The organism is Streptomyces sp. NPDC006309, from assembly GCF_040613095.1.
GTDB lineage: Bacteria > Actinomycetota > Actinomycetes > Streptomycetales > Streptomycetaceae > Streptomyces.
The window spans coordinates 131,925-155,849 of the sequence record NZ_JBEXRO010000012.1; the positions used below are offsets into that span (position 1 = coordinate 131,925).

20 protein-coding genes and 1 pseudogene are annotated in these 23,925 nt (G+C 74.1%); 15 read left to right on the forward strand and 6 right to left on the reverse strand.

Going from position 1 to position 23,925, the window contains the following annotated elements:
- Window positions 1–19 precede the first annotated feature (19 nt).
- The 3 genes from ABZ117_RS18075 to ABZ117_RS18085 are packed head-to-tail and all read left to right on the forward strand — an operon-like array spanning window position 20 to window position 3,016.
- Window positions 20–976 (forward strand): ATP-binding cassette domain-containing protein, encoded by a 957-nt coding sequence (locus ABZ117_RS18075; protein ID WP_356821832.1) that lies wholly within the window; start codon window positions 20–22, stop codon window positions 974–976.
- Entirely contained in the window at window positions 973–1,752 is a 780-nt protein-coding gene (locus tag ABZ117_RS18080; protein ID WP_356821834.1) for an ABC transporter permease, read from the forward strand. Before ABZ117_RS18075 ends, ABZ117_RS18080 begins: the two co-directional genes overlap by 4 nt.
- Window positions 1,753–1,798: 46 nt before the next feature.
- On the forward strand, window positions 1,799–3,016 hold the full coding sequence (locus ABZ117_RS18085) for a CaiB/BaiF CoA-transferase family protein (protein WP_356821836.1): 1,218 nt from the start codon (window positions 1,799–1,801) through the stop codon (window positions 3,014–3,016).
- A 57-nt stretch (window positions 3,017–3,073) separates the two neighbouring features.
- Here ABZ117_RS18085 and ABZ117_RS18090 read toward each other — a convergent pair whose 3' ends face one another.
- From ABZ117_RS18090 to ABZ117_RS18100, 3 genes are all read right to left on the reverse strand, one after another.
- A complete protein-coding gene (locus ABZ117_RS18090; RefSeq protein WP_356821838.1) occupies window positions 3,074–3,343 on the reverse strand; it encodes a hypothetical protein in 270 nt (89 codons plus the stop codon).
- A 126-nt stretch (window positions 3,344–3,469) separates the two neighbouring features.
- Window positions 3,470–4,282 carry an anti-sigma factor gene (locus ABZ117_RS18095; RefSeq protein ID WP_356821840.1) on the reverse strand — a complete coding sequence of 271 codons (813 nt, stop codon included), beginning with the start codon at window positions 4,280–4,282 and terminating at the stop codon, window positions 3,470–3,472.
- Window positions 4,279–4,821: a sigma-70 family RNA polymerase sigma factor gene (locus tag ABZ117_RS18100; RefSeq protein WP_356821842.1), complete on the reverse strand. Its 543-nt coding sequence runs from the start codon at window positions 4,819–4,821 to the stop codon at window positions 4,279–4,281. Before ABZ117_RS18100 ends, ABZ117_RS18095 begins: the two co-directional genes overlap by 4 nt.
- Window positions 4,822–5,029: 208 nt before the next feature.
- Between ABZ117_RS18100 and ABZ117_RS18105 the strand changes: the two genes are divergently transcribed.
- The 3 genes from ABZ117_RS18105 to ABZ117_RS18115 all read left to right on the forward strand — a co-directional run bounded on the left by ABZ117_RS18105 (window position 5,030) and on the right by ABZ117_RS18115 (window position 9,898).
- Window positions 5,030–6,571, forward strand: coding sequence for a DUF4331 domain-containing protein (locus tag ABZ117_RS18105; protein ID WP_356821844.1), 1,542 nt, complete (start codon window positions 5,030–5,032; stop codon window positions 6,569–6,571).
- Between the two features lie 103 nt (window positions 6,572–6,674).
- Window positions 6,675–8,282 carry a tetratricopeptide repeat protein gene (locus tag ABZ117_RS18110; protein WP_356821846.1) on the forward strand — a complete coding sequence of 536 codons (1,608 nt, stop codon included), beginning with the start codon at window positions 6,675–6,677 and terminating at the stop codon, window positions 8,280–8,282.
- Complete coding sequence (locus tag ABZ117_RS18115) at window positions 8,279–9,898, forward strand: nickel transporter (protein WP_356821848.1); 1,620 nt, start codon at window positions 8,279–8,281, stop codon at window positions 9,896–9,898. The genes ABZ117_RS18110 and ABZ117_RS18115 overlap by 4 nt, the downstream gene beginning before the upstream one ends.
- A gap of 119 nt (window positions 9,899–10,017) precedes the next feature.
- Here ABZ117_RS18115 and ABZ117_RS18120 read toward each other — a convergent pair whose 3' ends face one another.
- A complete protein-coding gene (locus ABZ117_RS18120) occupies window positions 10,018–10,824 on the reverse strand; it encodes an SGNH/GDSL hydrolase family protein (protein ID WP_356821850.1) in 807 nt (268 codons plus the stop codon).
- 260 nt (window positions 10,825–11,084) lie between these two features.
- Here ABZ117_RS18120 and ABZ117_RS18125 point away from each other — a divergent pair, with 260 nt between their 5' ends.
- The 5 genes and pseudogenes from ABZ117_RS18125 (at window position 11,085) to ABZ117_RS18145 (ending at window position 18,499) form a co-directional block, all read left to right on the forward strand.
- Window positions 11,085–11,495, forward strand: coding sequence for a hypothetical protein (locus ABZ117_RS18125; RefSeq protein ID WP_356821852.1), 411 nt, complete (start codon window positions 11,085–11,087; stop codon window positions 11,493–11,495).
- 414 nt (window positions 11,496–11,909) lie between these two features.
- Window positions 11,910–12,731, forward strand: coding sequence for a glycosyltransferase family 2 protein (locus ABZ117_RS18130; protein WP_356821853.1), 822 nt, complete (start codon window positions 11,910–11,912; stop codon window positions 12,729–12,731).
- Window positions 12,728–13,666, forward strand: a pseudogene (locus ABZ117_RS18135) (glycosyltransferase family 2 protein); the annotation flags it as partial. The gene ABZ117_RS18130 and the pseudogene ABZ117_RS18135, both read left to right, overlap by 4 nt.
- Before the next feature lie 563 nt (window positions 13,667–14,229).
- The gene (locus ABZ117_RS18140; protein WP_356821854.1) at window positions 14,230–15,030 is read left to right on the forward strand and encodes a polysaccharide deacetylase family protein; all 801 of its coding nucleotides are present in this window, start codon (window positions 14,230–14,232) and stop codon (window positions 15,028–15,030) included.
- Between the two features lie 127 nt (window positions 15,031–15,157).
- The gene (locus ABZ117_RS18145; RefSeq protein WP_356821973.1) at window positions 15,158–18,499 is read left to right on the forward strand and encodes a lipopolysaccharide biosynthesis protein; all 3,342 of its coding nucleotides are present in this window, start codon (window positions 15,158–15,160) and stop codon (window positions 18,497–18,499) included.
- Between the two features lie 102 nt (window positions 18,500–18,601).
- Here the strand turns inward: ABZ117_RS18145 and ABZ117_RS18150 are convergent, their stop codons facing one another.
- Window positions 18,602–20,008, reverse strand: coding sequence for a xylan 1,4-beta-xylosidase (locus ABZ117_RS18150; protein ID WP_356821855.1), 1,407 nt, complete (start codon window positions 20,006–20,008; stop codon window positions 18,602–18,604).
- A gap of 153 nt (window positions 20,009–20,161) precedes the next feature.
- Between ABZ117_RS18150 and ABZ117_RS18155 the strand changes: the two genes are divergently transcribed.
- Both ABZ117_RS18155 and ABZ117_RS18160 read left to right on the forward strand, forming a co-directional pair.
- On the forward strand, window positions 20,162–21,256 hold the full coding sequence (locus tag ABZ117_RS18155; RefSeq protein WP_356821857.1) for a DUF5925 domain-containing protein: 1,095 nt from the start codon (window positions 20,162–20,164) through the stop codon (window positions 21,254–21,256).
- Window positions 21,257–21,271: 15 nt separating this feature from the next.
- Entirely contained in the window at window positions 21,272–22,042 is a 771-nt protein-coding gene (locus tag ABZ117_RS18160; protein ID WP_356821859.1) for a DUF72 domain-containing protein, read from the forward strand.
- 22 nt (window positions 22,043–22,064) lie between these two features.
- Here ABZ117_RS18160 and ABZ117_RS18165 read toward each other — a convergent pair whose 3' ends face one another.
- The gene (locus ABZ117_RS18165; protein WP_356821861.1) at window positions 22,065–22,433 is read right to left on the reverse strand and encodes a GntR family transcriptional regulator; all 369 of its coding nucleotides are present in this window, start codon (window positions 22,431–22,433) and stop codon (window positions 22,065–22,067) included.
- A gap of 72 nt (window positions 22,434–22,505) precedes the next feature.
- Between ABZ117_RS18165 and ABZ117_RS18170 the strand changes: the two genes are divergently transcribed.
- Window positions 22,506–23,435 carry a GNAT family N-acetyltransferase gene (locus ABZ117_RS18170; protein ID WP_356821863.1) on the forward strand — a complete coding sequence of 310 codons (930 nt, stop codon included), beginning with the start codon at window positions 22,506–22,508 and terminating at the stop codon, window positions 23,433–23,435.
- Window positions 23,416–23,916 (forward strand): DUF402 domain-containing protein, encoded by a 501-nt coding sequence (locus ABZ117_RS18175; RefSeq protein ID WP_356821864.1) that lies wholly within the window; start codon window positions 23,416–23,418, stop codon window positions 23,914–23,916. The genes ABZ117_RS18170 and ABZ117_RS18175 overlap by 20 nt, the downstream gene beginning before the upstream one ends.
- The last annotated feature ends 9 nt before the right edge of the window (window positions 23,917–23,925 follow it).

The following is a 23,925-nucleotide window of genomic DNA, read 5'->3' on the forward strand; positions in this document are numbered from 1 at the left end:
AGTGCGGTAGGGTCACCGCATGACTACTACGTACGCTGTACTTAGCGAGGGTCTGGAGAAGCGCTTCGGCGCGGTCCACGCCCTGCGCGGGCTGGATCTGGCCGTCGCCGAGGGCACGGTCTGCGGGCTGCTGGGGCCGAACGGGGCGGGGAAGACGACGGCGGTACGGCTGCTGACCACGCTGCTGCGGCCGGACGCGGGGTCGGCGCGGATCGCCGGGCACGATCTCACCCGGGAGGCGGCGGCCGTACGGCGCCGGATCGGGGTCACCGGCCAGTACGCCTCGGTCGACGGGGACCTCACCGGCCGGGAGAACCTGCGGCTCTTCGCCCGGCTGCACCGGGTGCGCGGTCCGGCCGCCCGCGCGGACGAGCTGCTGGAGCGTCTCGGCCTGACCGAGGCCGCGGACCGGAGGGCGTCGACGTACTCGGGCGGCATGCGGCGCCGGCTGGATCTCGCGGCGAGCCTCCTGCGGCGGCCCGACGTGCTCTTCCTGGACGAGCCGACCACCGGGCTCGACCCGGCCAGCCGCGCCCGTATCCACCAGGCCGTCCGCGAGCTGCGGACGGAGGGCACGACCGTGCTGCTGACCACGCAGTACCTTGAGGAGGCCGACCAACTGGCCGACGACATCGCCCTGGTGGACCGGGGGCGGGTCGCGCACACCGGCTCGCCCGCCGGGCTCAAGGCGCTCATCGGGTCGCACGCGGAGGCGGTGGTCGCGGACGGCACGGCCCTGTCCGGCGCCGCGGCCGTGCTGCACCGCCTGACCGGCACCGAGCCCGCGCTCGACCACGAGCGGAACACCGTCGGCGCGGTGACCACCGACCCGACCCTGACCCTGCCCCGCCTGGTGCGTGAACTGGACGCGGCCGGCGTGCCGTTGCTCGACGCGAGCATCCGGCCACCCACCCTCGACGACGTCTTCCTGCGGCTCACCGCGGGATCCGCGGACTGCAAGGAGGCCGCCGCGTGAACGCGTCGGCGTACGACGGACTGGCGATGGCGGGCCGGCAGCTGCGCCGGGTGCGCAACAACCCGGGCCTGGCGATCCTGACCCAGATGATGCCGGTCAACATGCTGCTGTTCTTCGGTTACGTCTTCGGCAGCGCCCTGGCGATGCCCGGCCGCGAGTACCGCTCCTTCCTGGTGCCCGGGCTGCTCGTCGCCACCGCCGCCGGCGGGCTGATGACCGGCATGTTCCAGGCCGCCCAGGACACCCACCGGGGGGTGGCGGACCGGTTCCGCACGATGCCGGTGAGCCGGGCCGCCGTACCGCTCGGACAGGCCGTGGCGGACCTCGTCGTCACCACCGCCGGCACCGTGCCGCTGCTGCTGGTGGGGCTCGCGGTGGGCTGGCGGATCGAGGGGAGCGCGCCCGGGGCCGCCGGGGCCGTGGGACTGCTGCTGCTCTTCCGGTTCGCGTGCACCTGCGCGGGGATCTTCCTGGGCCTGCTCACCCGCAGCGAGGAGGCGGCCGGCCAGCTCGGCGCGGCCTCGTTCCTGCTGCCGCTGCTGTCCGACGCCTACATCCCGGCGGACAACCTGCCCGGCTGGCTGCGCACGCTCGCCGAGTGGAACCCGATCAGCGCGGTGACGACCGCCCTGCGGGAACTGTTCGGCAACGCGCCGGTACCGGACGGCGCGGCCTGGCCGGTGGCCCACCCGGTCGCCGGGGCGCTCGCCTGGAGCCTCGCCCTGACCGCGCTGTTCCTGCCGCTCGCGGTGCGCAGGTACGCGCGGGGCGGATGAGACCCCACTGCTGACAAAGTCGCCGCTCAGGGGCCATGATCCGGGCATGGATCAGCCGATGGACCCGTACCCGCGTCAGCCCCTGCCCCTGGCGGGCATCACCGTCGTCGCCGTCGAACAAGCCGTGTCCGCGCCCTTCGCGACCCGGCAGCTCGCCGACCTGGGCGCCCGGGTCATCAAGGTGGAGCGGGTCGACGGCGGCGACTTCGCGCGCGGCTACGACACGGCGGCCGGCGGTCTCGCCTCGCACTTCGTGTGGTGCAACCGCGGCAAGGAGTCCCTCGCCCTGGACCTGAAGGACCCGCGCGGCCTCGACGTCGTACGGCGGCTGGTCGCGGACGCGGACGTGTTCGTGCAGAACCTCGCGCACGGCGCGGCGGCCCGGCTCGGCCTGGACGCGGCCACGCTCTGCGCCGCGCACCCTCGGCTGGTCGCCGTGGACATCTCGGGCTACGGCGGCTCGGGGCCGTACGCGGACAAGCGGGCCTACGACATGCTGGTGCAGTGCGAGGCGGGCCTGGTGTCGGTGACCGGGACGCCGGAGCAGCCGGTGAAGGCGGGGATCCCGGCGGCGGACATCGCGGCGGCCATGTACGCGTTCTCGGGGGTCCTGGCCGCTCTCGTGCGGCGCGGGACGACCGGGCGGGGCGGGCCGGTGGAGGTGTCGATGCTGGAGTCGCTCGCCGAGTGGATGGGGCATCCGCTGCACCACGCGATGCACGGGGGCGAGCCGCCGGCGCGCACCGGACTGGCGCACGCCGTCATCGCCCCGTACGACGCCTATCCGACGGCGGACGGCGGGCGGGTGCTGCTGTCGGTGCAGAACGACCGGGAGTGGCGGCGGCTCGCCGGACAGGTCATGGGCCGTCCCGAGCTGGGCACGGATCCGGCGTACGCGACCAACGCGGCCCGGGTGGCGCACCGGGAGGGCACCGACGCCCTGGTCGCGCGGGCGCTGGGGGCACTGGGCACCGAGGAGGCCCTGGCGCGGCTGGAGAAGGCCGGCATCGCCTGTGCGCGGCTGCGGGACCTGCACGAGCTGGCGGAGCATCCGCAGCTGGCGGCCCGGGAGCGGTGGCGTCAGGTGGGTTCGCCGGCCGGGCCGCTGAGGGCGCTGCTGCCGCCCATCACACTGCCGGGCGGGGACGAGGCGCGGATGGGCGACGTGCCCGCGCTCGGGCAGCACACCGGGGCGCTGCTACGCGCCGTGGGGATGACGGACGACGAGATCGCAGCGCTGCGCCGGGACGGTGTGGCGGCCTGAGCGCGGGCCTCCCCGCGCGGTGGCCGCTTCGGTGGGCGGGTGACCGCTCGGTGGCCGCTAGTGGCCGCCGAACAGCGAACGGCGCAGCCGGCGCAGCGGCGCGAAGAGGGAGACGCGACTGACCCGCCTGCCCCGGTCACTGCGCTCGTGCACGGCGCTGCGCGCCGTCAGTTCACGCATCAACGAGGTCGCCTCGATCGTCTCCCGCTGCGGTATGGCGGGACCCGCCAGTACCGACAGATGGCGGTCGAGGCGCGAACTGGTCGCGCTGCTCCCGCAGGTGATCGCAGGGACCCTGGCCCTGCTGCGCACTGTTATCTGCTCCATGTCACTCCCCACCCGTACGAGTCCACCCGGCCCGGGCAGGGTAACCCTATCGCCCCAGTGGGGCACGCGTGTATCTCGGCCACACGATTCACCTTCCCTGTAAGGGGGTTGACCATCCCTCGCCGACTACTCTCCGAATCCGACCGATTCCAGGGTGAGTTGGACAATCGGCTGGCCCGTGGGCCGCGCTGAGCCGCCGTCAGGCTCGACGGTCACGGCGAGTGACGTCGAGGAGGTGTCGAGGCCCCGCGCGACCAAGGGCGTGTCGCCCGCGAAGAGCCCCAGGGAGCGCGGTTGCGCGCGGGGACGCATGAGCCAGAGCTGGTGCACGCGCCCGCCGGCCGGGGCGCCGTGCCCGCTGAGGGTGACGACGGCGTCCCGCCCGGAGGCGGAAGCGATCACTCCGATCCGGCGGCCCCGCGCGTCCTCGCTGCTCGCCGCCCGGGCGTCGGGAGCGGCCAGAACGTGGGCGATCTCACGTGCCCGCTCCTGCTCGGCGGCCAGCCGGTCCCCGGTGCGGTGCGCCTGGACCGCGAAGAGGGAGGCGACGACGAGGGCGGCGGTGGCGGTGGCCGTGGCGAACGGCGCGAACAGAGGGCGCCCGCGGGGGGCGTGCGCGCGTCCCGGCGGAGGCCGGACACCCCAGACGTGCGGCGGCAGCCGGCGCGCGCCCTCCGGGGCCGGTGCCTGCTCCTGCGGGGTGGTGCGCACGGCGGCCAGCACCCTCTCCCGCAGGGCGGCCGGCGCGGGGACCGCCGCGGACCAGGCGAGCCGCACCGCGTCCTCGGCCAGGTCCCGGACCTCGGCGGCGCAGCGGTCGCAGCCCGCCAGGTGTTTCTCGAAGCGGCGCCGCTCGCCCGGTTCGAGGGCGTCGAGCGCGTAGGGAGCGGCGAGCGAGTGCGGGTCCTCGCGGCGCACCAGTGCCCGAAGGATGCTCATACGGCGCCTCCGAGGCACTGGCGCAGCCGGGTGAGCCCGTCGCGCATCCGCGACTTGACCGTGCCGAGCGGCAGCGAGAGCCGCTCGGCCACCTCACGGTAGGTGTAGCCGTCGTAGTAGGCCAGGGTGACGGACTGGCGCTGGAGGGCGGTCAGCCGGTTCAGGCAGCGGCGCACCCACTCGCGTTCCAGGCCGGCCTCGACCTCCTCGGCGACGTGGTCGAACGCGGGTTCCCCGGCGCGCAGGGCCTCGCGCTGCTCGCGTTCCCCGGCCGCGCGGGCGCTGCGCACCCGGTCGACGGCCCGGCGGTGGGCGAGGGTGAGGACCCAGGAGAGGGCGCTGCCCCGGCCGGGGTCGAACCGGGCGGCGGAGCGCCACAGTTCGAGCAGCACCTCCTGCGCGACCTCCTCGGACTGGGCGGGGTCGCGCACCACCCGCCGGACGAGCCCGAACACCGGCCCGGAGACCAGTGCGTACAGGTCCTCGAACGCCCGCTGGTCGCCGCGCGCCACGCGCACCAGCAGATCGTCCGCCCCCACGCGGGCCCCCTCCCCGTGCCCGCAGCCGGTCCTTCCCCGCACACCGCGCATCCGCACCGAGACACACCTCCCGGGAGACATACGGATCCGCGGGCCTGAAACGCGGGCCGTCCGGCGCCGGAAAATTTTTCCGCGCCGACCGATCCGAACGGCGTGACCGCTCCGTATATCCGTCCGTCAAGGCAAGACGGCACTGAGGACGGACGGCATGACACCTCTCTTCTCCAGGAGCGGCACAGGACGCAAGGGCCTGGTCTCGCTCATATGTGGCGCGCTGGCCGCCGGAGGGCTCGCAGCCGCCGGCGTCGCCACGCTGGAACCCGGGGCGGCCTCCGCCTCCTCCCACCGGGAGGCGCCACTGATCTCGGGGACCCCGCAGTACGACAACACCGATCTGTACGCGTTCGTCAGCCCGGACAAGCCGGACACGACGACGATCGTGGCGGACTGGATCCCCTTCGAGGAACCGGCGGGCGGACCGAACTTCTACACGTTCGCGGACGACGCGCAGTACGACCTGCACGTCGACAACAACGGGGACGCGCAGGGCGATACGGTCTTCCGCTACACCTTCAGGACGCACACGAAGAACGGGGACACGTTCCTCTACAACACGGGCCCGGTCACCAACCTGGCCGACCCGGACCTCAACATCACGCAGACCTACGACCTCGACCTGATCCGGCTGAAGAACGGGCACGAGGCGTCGAGGACGAAGCTCGCCGACGACGTGCCGGTGGCACCGTCCGACGTGGGCAAGGCGTCCATGCCGGACTACGGCAAACTGCGCTCGCAGGCCGTCTACCGGACGGCGGGCGGCGCCACCACGTTCGCCGGGCAGGCGGACGACCCGTTCTTCGCCGACCTGCGCGTCTTCGACCTGCTGTACGGGGGCAACCTCAGCGAGGTCGGCCGGGACACCCTCAAGGGCTACAACGTCAACACCATCGCCCTCCAGGTGCCGAACGAGCTGATCCGCGAGTCGGCCCACCAGCCGGTCGTCGGCATCTGGTCGACCACCCAGCGCCGTAACGCCCAGGGCTACTACAGCCAGGTCTCGCGCCTGGGCAACCCGCTGGTGAACGAGGTCGTCAACCCGCAGAAGGACAAGGACAGGTTCAACGCGTCGCAGCCCGCCTACGACGGCCAGTTCCTGAAGAACGTCACCAACCCCGAGCTGCCGAAGCTCATCGAGTCCATCTACAAGATCAAGGCACCCGCCGAGCCGCGCAACGACCTCGTGGACGTCTTCCTCAAGGGCGTCAAGGGCCTCAACCAGCCCCCGAACGTGCGGGCGGCGGAGGAACTGCGGCTGAACACCTCGGTCCGGCCGAGCATGCATCCCAAGCGGCTGGGCGTGCTGGACGGTGACAACGCGGGCTTCCCGAACGGGCGCCGGCTCGGCGACGACGTGATCGACGCCGCGCTCCAGGTCGTCGAGGGCGAGCTGGTCGGCTCCAAGAACGACCTGGGTGACGCGGTCGACAAGAACGACAAGAAGTTCGAGCAGTACTTCCCGTACGTCGCCGAGCCCACGGCCGGTTCACGCGGCCGGCTCGCCAAGGGCACGACCGCGGGGACGGACGTGCGCAGCCAGCTCGGGGACGCGCTCCAGCCGGCCGGGTCCGCCGCCGGCGGCTCCGGCGACACGATGCTGATCGCCGCCTCGGCGGCCTCCGGTGCGGCCGGGATCCTGCTGCTCGGCACCGCGTTCGCGTGGTGGCGCCGGCGTATGCAGCGCGCGTACTGATCCCCGCCCCCACCCCCCGGACCGGCGCGGCCCGCGTTCCCCCTCCCCCCACGGCGGGCCGCGCCTCCCACACGACCGACGCACGACCGACGGAGGAACAGGCATGGGCCCGCGCGGGCAGGACCAGGAGAACGACGAGCGGCCGGCGGGCACGACCGGCGTCCCCCGGCCGACGACATCCCCGCCACCGGAGCCGGCCACGCCGGACACCGGCGAGGCCGGGCCCGCCGGTGCGGGCCCGGCCCGGGGTGCCGGTGAACGCGAAGGCGCCGATCGGGTCACCGCGGTGCGGCGGGCCGGGGAGGCCGGGCGGCGGTGGCGGGCCGCGCGGCTGGCCGGGCGCGAAGGCGCCGATCGGGTCACCGCGGTGCGGCGGGCCGGGGAGGCCGGGCGGCGGTGGCGGGCCGCGCGGCTGGCCGGGTCCGCCGTCCTGGTGGCCGTCGCCCTGACCGGCGGCGCGATCGCCCTCGGCGCGCAGCGGGCGCCGGCGACCGTGCCGGTCGTGGCCGACGCCGTCGACCCCGGTGTCCTGGGCGGCGCGAACCTGGACGCGAGCATCGCCGCGCTCCAGACGCATCTGCGAGCGCAGCCGAAGGACTCCGGCGGCTGGGCCACCCTCGGCCTGGCCTACGTGGAACAGGCGCGCACCAAGGGCGATCCGGCCCGTTACCCGCAGGCGGAGCGGGCGCTGCGGCGTTCCCTGTCTCTGACACCGGACAGCGACCAGGCCCTGGCCGGCCGCGCCGCCCTCGCCGCGGCCCGGCACGACTTCGCGCACGCGCTGACGTTCGCGGACGCGGCCCTGCGGCGGAACCCGTACAGCGAGCGCGCCCTGTCCTCCCGTATCGACGCCCTGGTCGAACTCGGCCGGTACGCCGACGCGGCGAAGGCCGCGGCGACCGCCGACGCGCGCAAGCCGGGCGTCCCGGTCTTCACCCGGTACGCGTACGTGCGCGAGCTGCGCGGGGACGTCACCACGGCACGCCGGGTCCTCGAACAGGCGCTGTCCGCGGCCACCTCACCGGGCGACACCGCCTACGTGGCCTCGCAGCTCGGCCAGCTCGCCTGGAACCAGGGCGACTACCGGTCGGCCCTCACCTGCTACGCCCGCGCCCTGGCCGCCGACGACGGCTACCTCCCGGCGCTGGAGGGCCGGGCCCGCGCCCAGGCGGCCCGCGGTGACCTGACCGCCGCGATCAAGGGGATGGAGACGGTGGTCGCCCGGTATCCGGTGCCCGGCCCCCTCGTCGTCCTGGGCGAGCTGTACGAGGCGCGCGGCGCGGCGGGCGACCGGGCGCGGGCCCGGCGGCAGTACGCGCTCGTCGACGCCTGGACGGCGCTGGCCCGCGCCAACGGCGTCAACGCCGACCTGGACACCGCGCTGGCCGCCGCCGACCACGGCGACAGGACGGCCGCCCTGCGCGCGGCCCGGGCGGAATGGGCCCGCCGGCACACCGTGCACACGGCGGACGCGCTCGCCTGGGCGCTGCACGTCGACGGCCGGGACACCGAGGCCCTGCCGTACGCCCGCCGTGCCACCGCCACCGGCTACCGCAACGCCGCGTTCCGCTACCACCGGGGTGTGATCGAGCTGGCCACGGGCCACCGGGCGGCCGGCCGCGCCTCGCTGGCCTCGGCCCTGAGGCTGAACCCCGGCTTCTCCCCGCTGGGCTCCGCCGCGGCCCGCAAGGCCCTGGAGGGGACCGAGTGAGGCCACGCCCGCTGTACCTCCTCCTCGCCGTGTGCGCGCTCGCCCTTCTCCCGGCCGGCACCGCGAGCGCGCACCCCCTCGGCAATTTCACCGTCAACCGCTACGACGGCCTCGTCGCCGCTCCCGGGCAGCTCCGGGTCGACCATGTGGAGGACCTCGCCGAGATACCGGCGACCCAGGCGGGGCCCGACATCGAGCGGCTGGGGCTGGGCGGGTGGGCGCGGCAGCGGTGCGCGCGGGCCGCCGCGGACAGCGCCCTCACCGTGGACGGGCGTACGACCGCGCTGACGGCCGCCCGCGGCACCGCGCGCCCGCGCCCCGGTCAGGCCGGGCTGCACACCCTGCGCGTGGAGTGCCGGCTGACCGCCGCGCTCCCCCGCGCCGGTACCGTCACCCTGCGCTTCCACGGCGCGGGTGCCGCCGGCGGGCCCGGCTGGCGGGAGATCACCGCGCGCGGTGACCGGATGACGCTGACCGCGACGGACGTACCGCGCACGTCCGTCTCGCACGAACTGACCACGTATCCGAGGGACTTGCTGTCCTCGCCCGCCGACACCGCGACGGCCTCCGTACGGCTGCGACCGGGTGGTCCGGCGCTCGCCGGGGACGCGGCGCGGCAGGAGACCCCGGGCGCCGGCGTGCTGCCCCGGGGTGCCGACCGCTGGACCCGGGCCCTGGACGATCTGGTGGCCCGGCGTGATCTCACCGTCGGCTTCGCGGCGCTGGCGCTGCTCATCGCGGTCGCCCTGGGCGCGCTGCACGCGCTCGCGCCGGGGCACGGCAAGACCCTGATGGCCGCGTCGGCGGCGGCACGCGGGGGCCGGGCCCGGCTCCGGGACGTGCTGCCGCTGGCCGCCTCGGTCACCGTGACCCACACGCTCGGGGTGGTCGCCCTGGGCCTGCTGGTGACGGCCGGGTCCGCCGCCACGCCGGCGGTGATCGCCTGGCTGGGCCTCGCCAGCGGCGTCCTGGTGCTCGCGGCGGGCGTCACCCTTCTGCGCCGGGCGTGGCACAGCCGGCCGCGTACCGTCACCGTCGCCCGCGGGGAGGCGGCGCGGCGGGAGTTGGTGACCGTGGGCGCCGGCCCACACCCCCGCCACCACGACGGTGTGGAGCCCACCCATGGCGGCCACACCCACCACCACGACGGTGTGGAGCCCACATATGGCGGCCACACCCACAGCCACGACGGTCACACGCACACTCACGCGGGTCACCCCCACACCCACACCCACACCCACGGCGGTCACACGCACACCCACCCCACCGCGCCCACCCTCCGGGGCACGCTTCTTCTCGGGTTCGCCGGTGGGCTGGTGCCCAGTCCGTCGGCCGTGGTGGTGCTGGTCGGTGCCGCCGCGCTCGGCAAGGCCTGGTTCGGGCTGCTGCTCGTCGTGGCCTACGGCGCCGGTCTCGCGCTGACGCTCACCGCGGCCGGGTTCGCCGTCGTACGGCTGGGCTCGGGCGCGGCCCGGGTGCTGGAGCGGCGTCCGCGCTGGACCGCGCATCCGCTGGCCACGCTGGCGCGCCGCACCCTGCCGTTGGCGTCCGCGCTGGTCGTGGTGGCGCTGGGTACGGGACTGGTGCTCAAGGGGGCCGCGTCGGCACTCGGTTGAGCCGCTTCGGTGGGACTACGGCGGCGGAGACCCCGTCGGACCGGGTCTCCGCCGCGCCGCCGGGCTCGCCCCGAGGAACCGGCCGGGAAAGTTCACCCTGCCGGGCGAGCCCGAACGGGTCAGGCCGCGTTCGTGAGCACCGGCAGGTAACCGCCGGAGTGGCCGGCCGCGGTCGGGTGGTACGACGTGCCGATGTCGAGCCAGTTGACGCTGTGCAGCCAGGAGTCGCCGGAGCAGATCTCGTGGCCGGTGAACGTGTTGCGGACGTCGCCGAAGGCGAAGTTGTGGGCGGTGGCGCGGGCCTTGATGACGGTGTCGATGTAGTCGGCCGCGCCGTTGATGGCGGACCGCTTGGTCTCGGAGAGGCCCAGGCAGGTCTGGCCGAGCAGGTAGAAGCGGGGGTAGCCGATGACGACCACGTGGGCGGACGGGGCTTTGGCGCTGATCGCGTTGTAGACGGTGTCCAGCTTGCCGGGGAGCGTGTTGGCGACGTACGCCCTGGCCGTGTCGATCTTGGAGAGGCAGGCGCTGTCGGACTGGATGACACAGGTCGTCATGACGTCGGAGAACCCGGCGTCGTTGCCGCCGATCGTGAGGGACACCAGCGAGGTGGCGGAGCTGAGGGAGCCGAGCTGGTTCGCGAGCACGTCGTCCGTCTTCGCGCCCGAGCAGGCGTTGAAGGCGAACGAGGAGTAGCTGTGGGCGGCGTTCCACAGGTAGGGGTAGGCCTTCGTGCTCCGGTCGCAGCTGCCGCTCGAACTGATGTAACTCCCGGCGCCCACCCCGGAGGAGTAGGAGTCGCCGAGCGCCACGTAGCCTCCGGCCGCGGCCGTGCCGGACGCGTGCGCCGAAGCGGCCCCGGTGAGACCGAGGCCGGCGGCGAGGAGGAGTGAGCTGAGGAGTCCGGTAAGTCGGGAACGTCTCATGGAACCTCCCTTTAGCAGGATCTCTGCCTCAACGTTGGTACCAACTACGCGTGTTGACGGGAAGTGTTCATGCCAAGAGTTTTGTGATCTCAACAGGATCAGCCCAAGACGTTCACTGCTCATCTATTGCATGCGCATGTCATTTGTGGGAGCGCCCGCGGGAAAACGGCAACCGCCCGCGGCAGGGCCTTCTTGACGCCCACCGCGGTCTGCGCCACATTGAAGCCCGGCATCCGGCGCGTCGGGGGGCGAAGTCGCCAATGCGGACCTCACGCACCAGAACACGCACCGAGGCACACGCCCGGCCAGGGCCGGGACGGCTCTGGCCGCCCCTGCTCGCCGGGGCCGCGACCGCCGTGGCGGTGGCCGGCGCGGTGCTCGCGCTCCTCGACTCCGCCTCACCCCTGCGCGCCCCGTTCACCCTGTTCTTCCTGCTCGCGGCGCCGGCCGCGGCGATCGGCGCGGCGCTGCGCGGGCTGGATCCCTACGGCCGGACACTGACCGCCCTCGCGGGCGCGGTCGCCGTGAACATGCTGGTAGCCCAGGTCATGCTGGCCGTGCACCGGTGGTCGGTCCGTGGCGGAGTGGCCGCGGTGGCCGCCCTGAGCCTGCTGCTGCTCCTCCCGCTGCCACTGCGGGAACGAATTTCCGGAAAACGCACACAAAAGTGACCGCTATGGTCCAAGGTGGTCCAACGGCCAAACCAGCATGAAGGTGAGGCAGTGTTCCGTGTCTTGCCTTTCGGGTGCAACCGTCAATACCGTCATACATCTCACCCGCACCGGTCCGCCGGCACTCGCCTCCAGGGGAGGGCTCAGGGCCACGGTGTGCCCGGCGCGGGGCGCGGTAGGGGGGTGCCGTGCTCGGTGACCACAACCGTGACCGAGTCGTGCCGCGCGACCGGCTGCCGTCGTTCCCCGGCAGACCGGCCAGCTTTGCCAGCTCGTCGACGGACACGGAGACCGCCCCGGGTGCCGCCCCGGAGACCGGCCCGCCGTGCCGAAGATGAGAACCCCCCTTTCGAACCGGACACAGAGCCGGACCGCCCGTGGGCGGGCGGTCCACCGGACGAGAGGGAAACACTCATGAGTTCCGTCCTGCGCCCGCCGATTCCGGGCCAAGATCCGCTGATCACCGCCGACTACCGGCCCATCTCCTCCCACCTGGCGATCACCGTGCCGGTGAGCGTGGTCATTCCCGCCATGAACGAGGCGGAGAACCTGCCGTACGTCTTCAAGAGTCTGCCCGGCTGGATACACGAAGTGGTCCTGGTGGACGGCAACTCCACGGACGGCACCGTCGGCGTGGCGCGTTCCCTGTGGCCGGAGGTCAAGGTCGTCGAACAGCGGGGCAGAGGCAAGGGGGATGCCCTGATCGCCGGGTTCGAGGCCTGCACCGGCGACATCATCGTGATGGTCGACGCGGACGGCTCGGCCGACGGCGGGGAGATCGTGTCGTACGTCTCCGCCCTGGTCTCCGGCGCCGACTTCGCCAAGGGCTCCCGCTTCGCCAACGGCGGCGGCACCGACGACATGACCTTCGTCCGCAGACTCGGCAACCGGGCGCTGTGCGCCACCGTCAACCGCAAGTTCGGCGCCCGCTACACCGATCTCTGCTACGGCTACAACGCGTTCTGGCGGCACTGCCTGGACAGGATCGACCTCGACTGCACCGGCTTCGAGGTCGAGACGCTGATGAACATCAGAGTGGTCAAGGCGGGCCTGCGGGTGCAGGAGATACCGAGCCACGAGTACCTGCGCATCCACGGCACCAGCAACCTGCGGGCCGTCCGGGACGGGTTCCGGGTGCTGCGGGTGATCCTGCGGGAACGCTCCAACCGGCGGGAACTGCGCGGCCGGGAACGCCGCTCGCCGCTGCTCGACGCGGTCCGGGGGGAAGCGTCGTGACCGGTCCCGGCATCTCCGTCGTGATCTGCGTGTACACCGAGGACCGCTGGGAGGACATCCTCGCGGCGGTCTCCTCGGTCCGCGCGCAGTCCTGTCCGGCGCTGGAGACGCTCCTGGTCGTGGACCACAATCCGGCCCTGCGGGCCCGGCTGGAGCGCGCGTTCGAGGCGGGCGACGGCGTCCGGGTCCTGGCCAACGCCGGTCCGCGCGGCCTCTCCGCGGGCCGCAACACCGGCATCGCCGCCTCCCGGGGCGAGGTGATCGCCTTCCTGGACGACGACGCCGTGGCCGAACGGGACTGGCTGCGCCGCTTCACCGAGGGGTACGCCGACCCCCGGGTCCTCGCGGTCGGCGGCCGTACGGAACCCGTCTGGGCGTCGGGCCGGCGGCCGGCCTGGTTCCCGGAGGAGTTCGACTGGGTGGTGGGCTGCACCTACCGGGGACTGCCGCCCGGCCGGGTCCGGGTCCGCAACGTCCTCGGCGGCAACGCCTCCTTCCGGCGCGCGGCGTTCGAGGCGGCGGGCGGCTTCGCCACCGGCATCGGCCGCGACGGCGACCGCCGCCCGCTGGGCTGCGAGGAGACGGAACTGTGCATCCGCCTCGCCCGCGCCCGCCCCGACGCCGTCCTGCTCATCGACGACCGCGCGGTGATCCACCACCGGGTGCCCGCGCCCCGCGAGCACTTCGCCTACTTCCGCAGCCGCACCTACGCCGAGGGCCTGTCCAAGGCCCTGGTCACCCGCAGTGTCGGCGCGGAGAAGGGCCTGGAATCCGAACGCCGGTACGTGACACGGGTACTGCCGGCCGGGGTCGCGCGGGGAATCAGGGACGCGCTGCTGGGCAGGCCGGGCGGGGCGGGTCGCGCGGGCGCGATCCTCGCCGGGGCACTGAGCGCGGCCGGCGGCTACGCGCTGGGCAGCCTGCGGGCCCGGCGAGCGGCCGGTACGCCGTTCCCGACCCCGCCGGCCGTCGAACCACCCCAGACACCACCCGGCGAACCGCCCCGGACACCGACCCAGAGGCCAAGCCGGACACCGACCCAGGAAGCGTCCCGCGAGCCGGCCCAGGAACCGCCCCGGACACCGGCCGAGCAACCTCCCCGCGCCCCCACCAGGAACCCACCCCCCGAACCGGCCCAGGAACCGCCCCGGACACCAGCCGAGCAACCTCCCCGCGCCCCCACCAGGAACCCACCCCCCGAACCGGCCCAGGAACCGCCCCGGACACCAGCCCGAACGCCAAGCCGGACACCGGCCCAGGAACCGCCCTGCGAGCCGGCCCAGATGCCAAGCCGGACACCGGCCCAGGATGCGTCCCGCGGACCGACCGAGGACCCGCCCCCCGGGACCGGCCGAGGACCCGCCCCGGCCATCGATCCGGAACCCCGCCCGGACACCGGCCCAGGAACCATCCCGCGGACCGACCCGGGCACCGGCCCAGAACCCGCCCCGATCTCCCGTCCAGGCGCCCCCGCGGACTCCGGCATCCGGGGGTTCCGATGAGTGACGCACCCGTGCCCATCCTCATGTACCACTCCGTCGCCACCGCGCCCAGCGGCGCCACCCGTGCCCTGTCGGTCGCGCCGGAGGCGTTCGCGGAGCAGATGGCGCTCATCGGCGGCCTGGGGCTGACCCCGGTGACCACCGCCGGTCTCGCGGCCGGCTGGCGCTGTGGGCGTCCGCTGCCCGCCCGGCCGGTGCTGATCACGTTCGACGACGGCTACGAGGGCGTGCACCGGCACGCGCTGCCCGTCCTGGCGAGACACGGCTTCCCGGCCACCGTGTTCCTCGCCACCGGCTGGCTCCGGGGCGCCCACGACACCGGCGGCGCCCCGGACACCATGCTCGACTGGCCGCAGGTGCGCGAACTGGCCGCCGCCGGGCTCGAGATCGGCGGGCACAGCCACACGCATCCCCAGCTGGACCAGCTCCCCGACGGCGGACTGCGCGCCGAGCTGGACCGCTGTACGCGGATCGTCACCGACGAACTCGGCGCACCGCCGGCGTCGTTCGCCTACCCGTACGGCTACTCCAGCCGCCGGGTCCGCCGGGCGGTGCGCGCGGCCGGGTACGCCCAGGCGCTCGCCGTCGGCAACGCTCTCGCCCGCCGCCGCCAGGGACCGTACGCGCTGCGCCGTGTCACGGTCCGCCGCGGCACCGGTGCCGAGGAGTTCGGGCGGCTCCTCGAAGGCCGCGGTCTCGCCCGGGACTTCGCCGGGGACCGCGTCCTCACCAAGGGGTACGCCGTCGTCCGCAGAGCCCGCCAGGTCCGCCGGAAGGCCCTCCCCAGCCGTGTCTGACACGACCACCGCGACCACGACGACCACCGCGGCCGGGACGGCTGCGCCCGGCACCACGGCATCCGGGACCGGCCGGTCCGCCGATGGCGGCAGCGGCAGTCCGCTGTTCCGCAACGCCTACGCGCTGATGCTCAACACCGGCATCTCCGCCGTCCTCGGGCTCGGTTTCTGGCTGGCCGCGGCGCGCTACTACTCCGAGTCGGCGGTCGGGCAGGGCTCCGCCGCCATCGCCGCGATGAAGTTCCTCGCCGGGCTGACCGCGGTCACCCTGACCGGCGCCCTGGCCCGTTTCATCCCCGTCTCCGGTGACCGCACCGGGCGGCTCGTGCTGCGTACCTACGCGGGCGGTTCGCTGGTCGTGGCGGCCGCCGCCGGGATCTTCCTGCTGACCCTGGACGCGTGGGGGCCGTCGTACCACTTCCTGCACGGCACCCTCAACGGGCTCGGGTTCGTGCTGGCCGTCGCCGCCTGGAACGTGCTCACCCTCCAGGACGGCGTGCTCACCGGGCTGCGCAGCGCGCCCTGGGTGCCGGTCGGCAACACCGTCTTCTCGGCGGTCAAGCTGGCCCTGCTCGTCGCGTTCGCCGTCGCCCTGCCGGCCACCGGTGTCTTCGTGTCCTGGGTGGCCGCGATCGCCACCTCGGTGGTGCCGCTGGGCTGGCTGGTGTTCCGGCGGCTGGTCCCCCGGCACGTGCGGGCCACCGCGAACCTGGCCCGTCCGCCGACGCCGGGGGAGATCGGCAGGTTCCTGGCCGGGGACTACACCGGCTCCCTGTTCTCCCTCGCCGTGGTCTACCTCGTGCCGGTGATCATCGCCGCGCGGGTCAGCTCCGAGCAGAACGCGTACTTCTACATCACCGCCACGATCGCCGGCACGACCAACCTGCTCGCCATCAACATGGGCGCCTCCCTCACCGTCGAGGGCTCGCACGACCCGGCGCGGCTGGCCGCCGACACCCGGGCCGCGCTGCGGCGGATGGCCCGGATCATGCTGCCGGTCGCGGGTCTGCTGTTCCTCGGGGCGCCCTGGATCCTCGGTGTGTTCGGTGAGGGCTATGCGGACGCGGCGACCCCGCTGCTGCGCTGGTCGGCGGTCGGCACGGTGCTGCGGACGGTGCTGGAGACCCACTTCGCGGTGCTGCGCGCACAGAGCCGCACCGCCGGACTCGCCTGGCTGCAGGGCCTGTTGTGCGTGCTGGTGCTGGGCCTGACCATGCTGCTCCTGCCCCGGCTGGGGCTGACCGGCGCGGGCGTCGCCGAGGTCTCCAGCCTCACGGTGGTCGTGGCCGTCGCCGCGCCGAAGCTGTGGCGGGCGGTGCGGTCCGCGCCCACCATCGTGCCGGACACCACGGCACCGGACGGCGACCTCGCCGACCTGGAGCCGTTCTCCCGCTCCCGGCGGCGCTCCGGCGGCGGCACCCCGCCCGCCCCGGCGCCCCGGCCCGGCCCGGCGCGGGTGCGCGACCCGGACACCCGGACCGGGCTGCTTCTCGGGTGCCTGCTGGTGGCCGCGCTGGCGCTGTACTGGGTGCCCGCGCTGCGGCTCGGCGAGGCGGACCTGGACCGGATGAGCGGGCTCGGGCTGGTCTCGGTGCTACCGCTGCCGACCCTGGCCGGGGCGGCCCTGTTGATCACCGTGTTCGCCGCGCTGCTCCGGCTGCGCCGCGAACACCGGGCGCTGCTGCTGCTCACCCTGCTGGCGACCGTGGTCTGCCTGCACGCGCTGCCCGCGGTGATCGAGAGCGAACCGCGGTTCCCGACGGCCTGGCAGCACCTCGGCTTCCTCGACCACATCGACCGGACCGGCTCCGCCGTACCGGACCTGGACGCCCGCTGGAGCTGGCCGGGCTTCTTCGCGCTGGCCGCGTTCGCCGGCCGGGCGTGCGGGATCACCGACTTCACCGAGGTCATCCGCTGGTGGCCGACGGTCCTGCAACTCGCCTTCCTGGCACCGGTGTTCCTGCTCACCCGGGCGATGCGCGCGAGCTGGCGGGCCAAGTGGACCGGCGTCTGGATCTTCGCGCTGAGCGGCTGGGTCGGCCAGGACTACTTCTCCCCGCAGGGCTTCACCTATCTGCTGTACCTGGTGTTCGTGGCGATCCTGCTGGTCTGGTTCCGCCCGCCCCGGGTGATCCGGACGTCACGTCGCCCGGGCGAGGCCGAGGTGGAGCCGGCCGGCCGGCGGCAACGCACCGTGCTGCTGCTCGTGCTGATGGCGCTCTACGCGGCGACGGTGCCCGCGCACCAGCTCACCCCGTTCATGATGCTGGGCGTGCTCACGGCCCTCGTCCTGCTGGGCCGGTGCGAACTCCCCGGACTGCCGCTGCTGTTCGGGGTGCTGGTGGCGGTCTGGGTCGGCTTCATGGCCGAGCCGTACTGGTCCGGGCACTTCGACGACCTCTTCGGCGGGGTGGGCGGGGTCGGCGGCAACGTCTCCACCTCCGTCTCGGGCCGCATCCAGGGCGGCAGCGCGGCCCACAAGCTGGTGCTGTACACCCGGGTGCTGCTGGCCGGCTCGGTGCTGGGCCTGGCCTGCTGGGGCTGGTGGCGACGCCGCCTGCACCGGTACCGGGAACGGTCCCTGCCGGTCCTCGTGTTCGTCCCGTTCCTCGGCTTCGGCATGCAGTCGTACGGCGGTGAGATGGCGCTGCGCGTCTTCATGTTCGCGCTGCCCGGCGCGGCCCTGCTCGGCGGACTCGCCCTCTTCCCGCGCTCCGGTGCCACCGTGCACGAGGTCCGGGCGCGGCTGGCCCCGCCGGCCGTGCTCCTCACCGGGCTGCTGCTGATGGGCGGTTTCCTGGTGGCCCGCTGGGGCAACGAGCCGTTCGAACGGGTCCGGCCCGGCGAGGTCGCGGCCATGGACTGGGTGTACGCCCATGACCGGCCGACGGTACGGCTGCTGTGGCTCAGCCAGGATCCGGTCGACGACGTGACGCCGGCGCTGCCGTGGGGCGCGCGGGACATGGAGCGGGTGACCTACGTGCCGACGCGCGCACCGGCCGACCCCCGGCTGGTGTCGGGCCTGGTGAAGGCGCTCGAGGACGCCGGGCCGCACTCGTACCTGATGGTCGACCGCAGCCAGGCGACGTACCTGGAGCTGGACGCGGGCTACCCGGCGGCCTGGCAGCCCCGATTGGTCCGGCAGCTGGACGGCCGGCGGGAGCTGACGAGGGTCCTGGCCGGTGAGGACGTCACGGTGTACGCGCTGCGCGAGCGGCCGGCGGGAGCGGTGCCCCGGCCGCGGCCGGGGCCGGCCGGGCCGCAGGTGACATGGACACCGTGGTCGGTGGCCGGCGCGCTCGCCGCCGTCGTCCTGGTCCTGCTGCTGGCCGCCCGCGAGCTGGTCCGGGTCGCGGTGCGGCCGGGTGTGCGCCGGCTGCGGCTGGTGCAGGGCGGTTTCTGGTTCGCGCTGCCGCTGCTGGGGCTGGTGCTGGCCTCGCTGGTGCAGCGGTTCGTGACGCTGAAGTGAGGGTGCGGCGGCCAGGGCCTCCCGTTCGGATCATGCCGGGCTCGCAGGGTCTGGCACCGCTCCCTGATCCGGCCTGACCCGGCCTGATCCGAGCGAAAGACCCTAGCGGTCGAGCCATTTCACCTCGTACGCGTCCATCGCGAACCGTCTGCCGTCGACGCGTGCGCTGATCCGCCGGGCGAGGGTGTTGACGACGAGGACGGTGCTCCGGGTGGCGAGGACACGGACGTGGGGCGCGTCGTCCGGGGCGACGGAGACGCTCGCGTACCGGGTGCCCGGCGGGAAGGCCCGCGCGAACCGGGACAGCAGGCCGTACAGGGGCAGTTCCCGGCCGCCGCCGGCGGTGCCGGTGGGGGTCCACAGGCAGCCGGGGCACGGGCCCGCCCGCTGCTCGGGGTTCCAGTAGAAGCCGGAGCCGGCGCCGCCCCTGACCATGGCGATCATGCCGGTGGCCTGGACGGCGACGCGGTGCGGTTCGCTCCAGCCGGTGCGTCCGCCGTCGCCGTCGCCGGGTTCGACGTAGTACTCGGCCCACCACAGGGGCAGGTCACGGGTCTGCCGCCGTACCCAGGCGCCGACGGCGGTGAATTTGGCGGTGGCCGCGAACTCGTCGGGGAGCAGCGCGTCGTCGCGGGTGTAGCTGGAGCCGTCGACCACGGTGAAGTCGGCACCGGACCGGTGGGTGTTCCAGTAGGCGAAGGCGTCCAGGACCCGCTGGTCCATGGCGCCCCAGGGACCCTTGAGCGTGGTCGAGGCGTTCGGGTCGTGCGGGCCGACGCTGTCCATGACGAGGTACGGGCCGCCGACCATGATGTCCTGGTCGACGTTCTTCAGCGCCTTGTACACGAGGTTGTACATCCGGGTGTAGCCCTCGTAGTCCCAGCGGGACCCGGCGTCGTTCCAGAAGCCCTTGAACTCGTTCCAGACGATGAAGTGCCGCACGTCCGGGTAGCGCCGGGCGACGGTCGCGGCGAGGTCGGCGAAGTCCTGGTAGTGGCCGGGCAGCGGGGCGCTCTCCAGCGCGGCCCGGCTCCAGTCGGTGCGGCCGGCCCCGGCCGCGGCGCCCTTCATCCAGTCCGGGGCACAGCACAGCGTGATCACCGGGGTGCCGCCGGAGGCGCGGACGAGGCCGATGCGCCGGTCCAGCGCGCCGAAGTCGTAACGCCCCCTGGCCGGTTCGGGGTTGTCGGCGCCCCAGCCCATGATGTGCTGGTTCTGCGCCAGCCCGCCGTCCCGGCCGAGGAGCCGGGTGACGCGCGCGGTGGCGGCCGGCGAACCCTGGCCGGCGCTGTACCGGGTGTGCGTGAAACCCCAGCCGACGTACGGTCCGGCTCTCCCGTCCGGGGCGGCCGGGGTGCCGTGCGGCCTGTCGCCGTCACGTGCGGTGCGGGGGCCGCCGGGCAGCGTGCCGAGCAGGGCGATCAGCAGGGCCGGCGCGGCCAGGGCCGCGCCGAGCAGGGCGGTGAGCCGCCACCGCCGCCTTCGCGCGTCCCCGCCAGGGCGTCCCATCGCGGACCACAGTAACGGGGGGAGCCGGGCGGCGGGCAGGTGTCGGCCGGAACACGGCAACGGTCCCGGGACATCGTGAACCGTCTTTGGGACACCGGGAGCAAGCGGCGGAAATGCGGTGCGCGGAGCGCGTCCGTGCCGGATCATGGCGGCATGGCTGCCAACCCGCACGACGCTCTGCCGATCCGGCTCCACGTCGACGACTCCGACTCGCCGTCCGACGTCGTCGACGCGCTGTTCCTCGGCCGTTTCGCAACGGGCGAGCAGCCGTACTCGCACGCGGTGAACATCGACCGCGTCCGCTCGGGCGCGACCCTGCTGCCGGAGGGCGCCCGGGTGCTGCGGGTCGCCCGTGACGACGACCGCAGCGCGACCCTCGCCGAGGGCGAGGACTGGACCCTGCTGGTCTCCCGCTGGAACCGCGGCGCCGACGTCACGGTCACCGCGACCAGCGCCGAGCTGGCGAAGCGGATCCTCGACCAGGCCACGGACGGCGCGACCGACGAACCGGAACCGCAGCCGGAGAACGTGACGATGGGGTTCTGGTACGTCTCCCCGCGGCGCGGCCCGCACCGCACCACCCGTCAGATCTCGGCGGGCACCTGGGAAGAGGTGCGGCCCAACTACACGGCTCCGGTGGCGGACGCGATGGACCGCCTCATGAAGACGACCCCCGAGGACATCGCGGGCCGGCTGCTCCTGCTCCACGGCCCGCCCGGCACCGGGAAGACCTCCGCGCTGCGCACCCTGGCCCGTTCCTGGCGGGACTGGTGCCAGGTGGACTGCGTCCTGGACCCCGAACGACTCTTCTCCGACGTCGGCTATCTGATGGACATCGCCATCGGCGAGGACGACGGTGCCGGCAAGGGCCGTTGGCGGCTGCTGCTGCTGGAGGACTGCGACGAGCTGATCCGCGGTGAGGCCCGGCACACGGCGGGCCAGGCCCTGTCCCGGCTGCTGAACCTGACCGACGGCCTGCTCGGCCAGGGCCGCAACGTCCTGGTGGGCGTCACCACCAACGAGGACCTGGAGCGCCTGCATCCGGCCGTGGTCCGCCCCGGCCGCTGCATGGCCCGCATCGAGGTGGGCCCGCTGACCCACCCGGAGGCGGTGAACTGGCTCGGTACCGAGGAGGGCGTCGGCCGCGAGGGCGCGACCCTGGCCGAGCTGTACGCGCTGCGCCGGGGCACCACACCGACGTCCGTGCCGAGCGCGCGGGAGGGAGCGGACGCGGGCCTGTACCTGTGATGCTTTCATGAGGGTATGACCGTGTTCGTCGGCACGTCGGGGTGGCAGTACAAGGACTGGCGGGACCTCGTCTACCCGGCGGGTGTCCCGACGCGGCTGTGGCTGGAGGAGTACACCCGGCTGTTCGCGACGGTGGAGATCAACAACGCGTTCTACCGGCTGCCGTCGTACGACACCTTCGCCGCCTGGCGCGACCGCGTCCCGCCGGACTTCGTCGTCGCGGTCAAGGCCAGCCGCTTCCTCACCCACATCAAGCGACTGAAGGACCCGGAGGAGCCGGTCCACCGTCTGATGACGCACGCGGCGGGCCTCGGCGACCGCCTGGGCCCGGTACTCCTCCAGCTCCCGCCGACCCTGCGCGCCGACCCAGCCCTGCTGGACGCGTGCCTGGCCCGCTTCCCGGCCGGCACCCGGGTCGCGGTGGAACCCCGCCACGACTCGTGGTGGACACCGGAGCTGCGGCGCGTGCTGGAGTCCCGGGGCGCGGCCCTGTGCTGGGCGGACGTCCTGGCCCGTCCGGCCGGCCCGCTGTGGCGCACCGCCGGCTGGGGGTACGTCCGCTTCCACCAGGGCCGCGCCCAGCCCTGGCCCCGCTACGGCCGGCGCTCCCTTCAGACCTGGGTGGACCGCGTCGCGACGGCCTGGACCGGCGGGGAGAACGTGTACGCGTACTTCAACAACGACCCCGGGGGCGCGGCGGTGCGGGACGCGCAGGTGTTCGCGGCGCTGGCGCGCCGGGCGGGACTGACGGTCTCACGGACACCGGAGCCTGTGCCACCGCGGTGACCGCGCGGGCCCGGCGCGGGGGCTATCCCGCGTAGGCCGCCCGCAGGGCGTCCCGTACGGCGGCGAGCGCCTCGTCCTCGCCGAGCCCGAGTCTGCGCACCCGCTCCGCGTACGCCTGCGCGGCCGAGGACGCCTCCCGCTCGGCGGCCGAGCCGGCGGCGGCCAGGAACGTGCCGTTGCGTCCGCGCGTCTCGATCACCCCGTCGCCCTCCAGCGCCCGGTACGCCTTCGCCACCGTGTTCACCGCGAGCCCCAGGGACTCGGCCAGCCCCCGCACGGTCGGCAGGCGGTACCCCACGGGGAGCGCGCCGGACCGCGCCTGCTCGGAAATCTGCGCCCGCACCTGCTCGTACGGCGGCGCGCTGTCATCGATGCGGATCTTCAGGCTCACGGCCCGATTGTCCCGCACCCGGCGCGGAAATGGGGAGGCGGTCCGGTGCTCGCGCCCCGTACGGTCCACCGCATGACCCTGCTCGTGCGTGACCTGCGCCCCGGCGTCCCGGCCGACGCCGAGGGCTTCGCCCGTGTCCGCCGCCTCGCCCTCCCCTTCCTCCTGTGCACCCCGGAGTCGGTGCGGCACGCGGCCGCCCGGAGCCGTCCGGGCGCCCGCTCCCGTCCGCTCGTCGCGGAGGAGGACGGCGAGGTGATCGGCGCGGCAGAGGTGTATCTGGCCCATGACAGCCCCGAGCCGGGCCAGGGCTGTCTGAACATCCACGTCCGTCCGGACCGGACCCGCCGGGGCGCCGGCCGGCTGCTGGTGCGGGCCGCCGAGGAGTACCTGACGGGCCTGGGCACGACCAGGCTGCTCGCCTGGGCGATGGACGAGCCGGCCTGCCGGGCCTTCGCCGAGCGGTGCGGCTACCGGCGGGGCCGCTCCGCCCACTTCCTCCGGCTGGACCTCGCGCACGGCACCCTTCCCCCGGCGCCGCCGGTCCCGCCCGGCGTCGAACTGCGCACCGCCGCCGACTTCGCGGACGACCCCCGGCCGCTGTTCGACCTGGACGCGGAGACGGTGCGGGACGAACCGGGTGACGTGAGCGCCGGGATGACGGACTACGACGCCTGGGTCGAGGAGAGCTGGAACCATCCGCTGCTGGACCGGGAGCTGACCACGGTCGCCTGTGCGGACGGCCGTCCGGTCGCCTTCACCATGGCCCGCACCGACGGCGGCACCCGTTACGACACGGCCATGACCGGCACCGCCCGCGCCCATCGCGGCCGGGGCCTGGCCAAGCTGACCAAGAGCCGTTCCCTGCGCCTGGCCCGCGCCGCCGGTATCACCGAGGCCTTCACGGGCAACGACGCCGGCAACGCCGCCATGCTCGCCGTGAACACATGGCTCGGCTACGAGAAGTGCGCGTCGGAGGTGCGCTATGTCCGCGAACTCGGCTGAGCCCGTGCGGTGGCTGGACGTCGTCCTGGTCAAGGGGGGCCGTACGAAGATCCGTTACCCGGCACAGCTGCTCCGGGACGACGGCACCCGCATCGCCGTACGTGCCCGCTGGGCGGGTGCGGGGGTGCGTGACTTCGGGTTCGTGCGCTTCGAGCCGGGCGACGTGTTCACCGAGTACTACTGGCGGGACCGGTGGTACGCCGTGAAGGAGGTCCGCGGCGCGGACGGTTCCCTCAAGGGCTGGTACTGCGACGTCGCCCGCCCCGTGGTCCTGTCCGGCACGGAGCTGGTCGTGGAGGACCTCGACCTGGACCTGTGGCGCTCCGCGGACGGGCGGGACGTACGGCGGCTGGACGAGGACGAGTTCGCCGGGAGCGGGCTCACGCAGGCGGACCCGCGGGCCGCGTCCGCCGCGGTGGCCGCGCTGGACACCCTGGAGGCGCTGGCCCGGGACGGCGGCTTCGATGGGCTGCTGGCCTGACCCGCCGGC

Excerpts from the sequence above, each read along its gene's own strand:
- ABZ117_RS18150 (WP_356821855.1), bottom strand. The coding sequence starts at position 20,008 with ATGGGACGCCCTGGCGGGGACGCGCGAAGGCGGCGGTGGCGGCTCACC.
- ABZ117_RS18145 (WP_356821973.1), top strand. The coding sequence starts at position 15,158 with ATGCTCAACACCGGCATCTCCGCCGTCCTCGGGCTCGGTTTCTGGCTG.
- ABZ117_RS18095 (WP_356821840.1), bottom strand. The coding sequence starts at position 4,282 with ATGAGCATCCTTCGGGCACTGGTGCGCCGCGAGGACCCGCACTCGCTC.
- ABZ117_RS18125 (WP_356821852.1), top strand. The coding sequence starts at position 11,085 with ATGCGGACCTCACGCACCAGAACACGCACCGAGGCACACGCCCGGCCA.
- ABZ117_RS18175 (WP_356821864.1), top strand. The coding sequence starts at position 23,416 with ATGTCCGCGAACTCGGCTGAGCCCGTGCGGTGGCTGGACGTCGTCCTG.
- ABZ117_RS18130 (WP_356821853.1), top strand. The coding sequence starts at position 11,910 with ATGAGTTCCGTCCTGCGCCCGCCGATTCCGGGCCAAGATCCGCTGATC.
- ABZ117_RS18090 (WP_356821838.1), bottom strand. The coding sequence starts at position 3,343 with ATGGAGCAGATAACAGTGCGCAGCAGGGCCAGGGTCCCTGCGATCACC.
- ABZ117_RS18160 (WP_356821859.1), top strand. The coding sequence starts at position 21,272 with ATGACCGTGTTCGTCGGCACGTCGGGGTGGCAGTACAAGGACTGGCGG.
- ABZ117_RS18110 (WP_356821846.1), top strand. The coding sequence starts at position 6,675 with ATGGGCCCGCGCGGGCAGGACCAGGAGAACGACGAGCGGCCGGCGGGC.
- ABZ117_RS18085 (WP_356821836.1), top strand. The coding sequence starts at position 1,799 with ATGGATCAGCCGATGGACCCGTACCCGCGTCAGCCCCTGCCCCTGGCG.
- ABZ117_RS18155 (WP_356821857.1), top strand. The coding sequence starts at position 20,162 with ATGGCTGCCAACCCGCACGACGCTCTGCCGATCCGGCTCCACGTCGAC.
- ABZ117_RS18140 (WP_356821854.1), top strand. The coding sequence starts at position 14,230 with ATGAGTGACGCACCCGTGCCCATCCTCATGTACCACTCCGTCGCCACC.
- ABZ117_RS18105 (WP_356821844.1), top strand. The coding sequence starts at position 5,030 with ATGACACCTCTCTTCTCCAGGAGCGGCACAGGACGCAAGGGCCTGGTC.
- ABZ117_RS18170 (WP_356821863.1), top strand. The coding sequence starts at position 22,506 with ATGACCCTGCTCGTGCGTGACCTGCGCCCCGGCGTCCCGGCCGACGCC.
- ABZ117_RS18075 (WP_356821832.1), top strand. The coding sequence starts at position 20 with ATGACTACTACGTACGCTGTACTTAGCGAGGGTCTGGAGAAGCGCTTC.
- ABZ117_RS18120 (WP_356821850.1), bottom strand. The coding sequence starts at position 10,824 with ATGAGACGTTCCCGACTTACCGGACTCCTCAGCTCACTCCTCCTCGCC.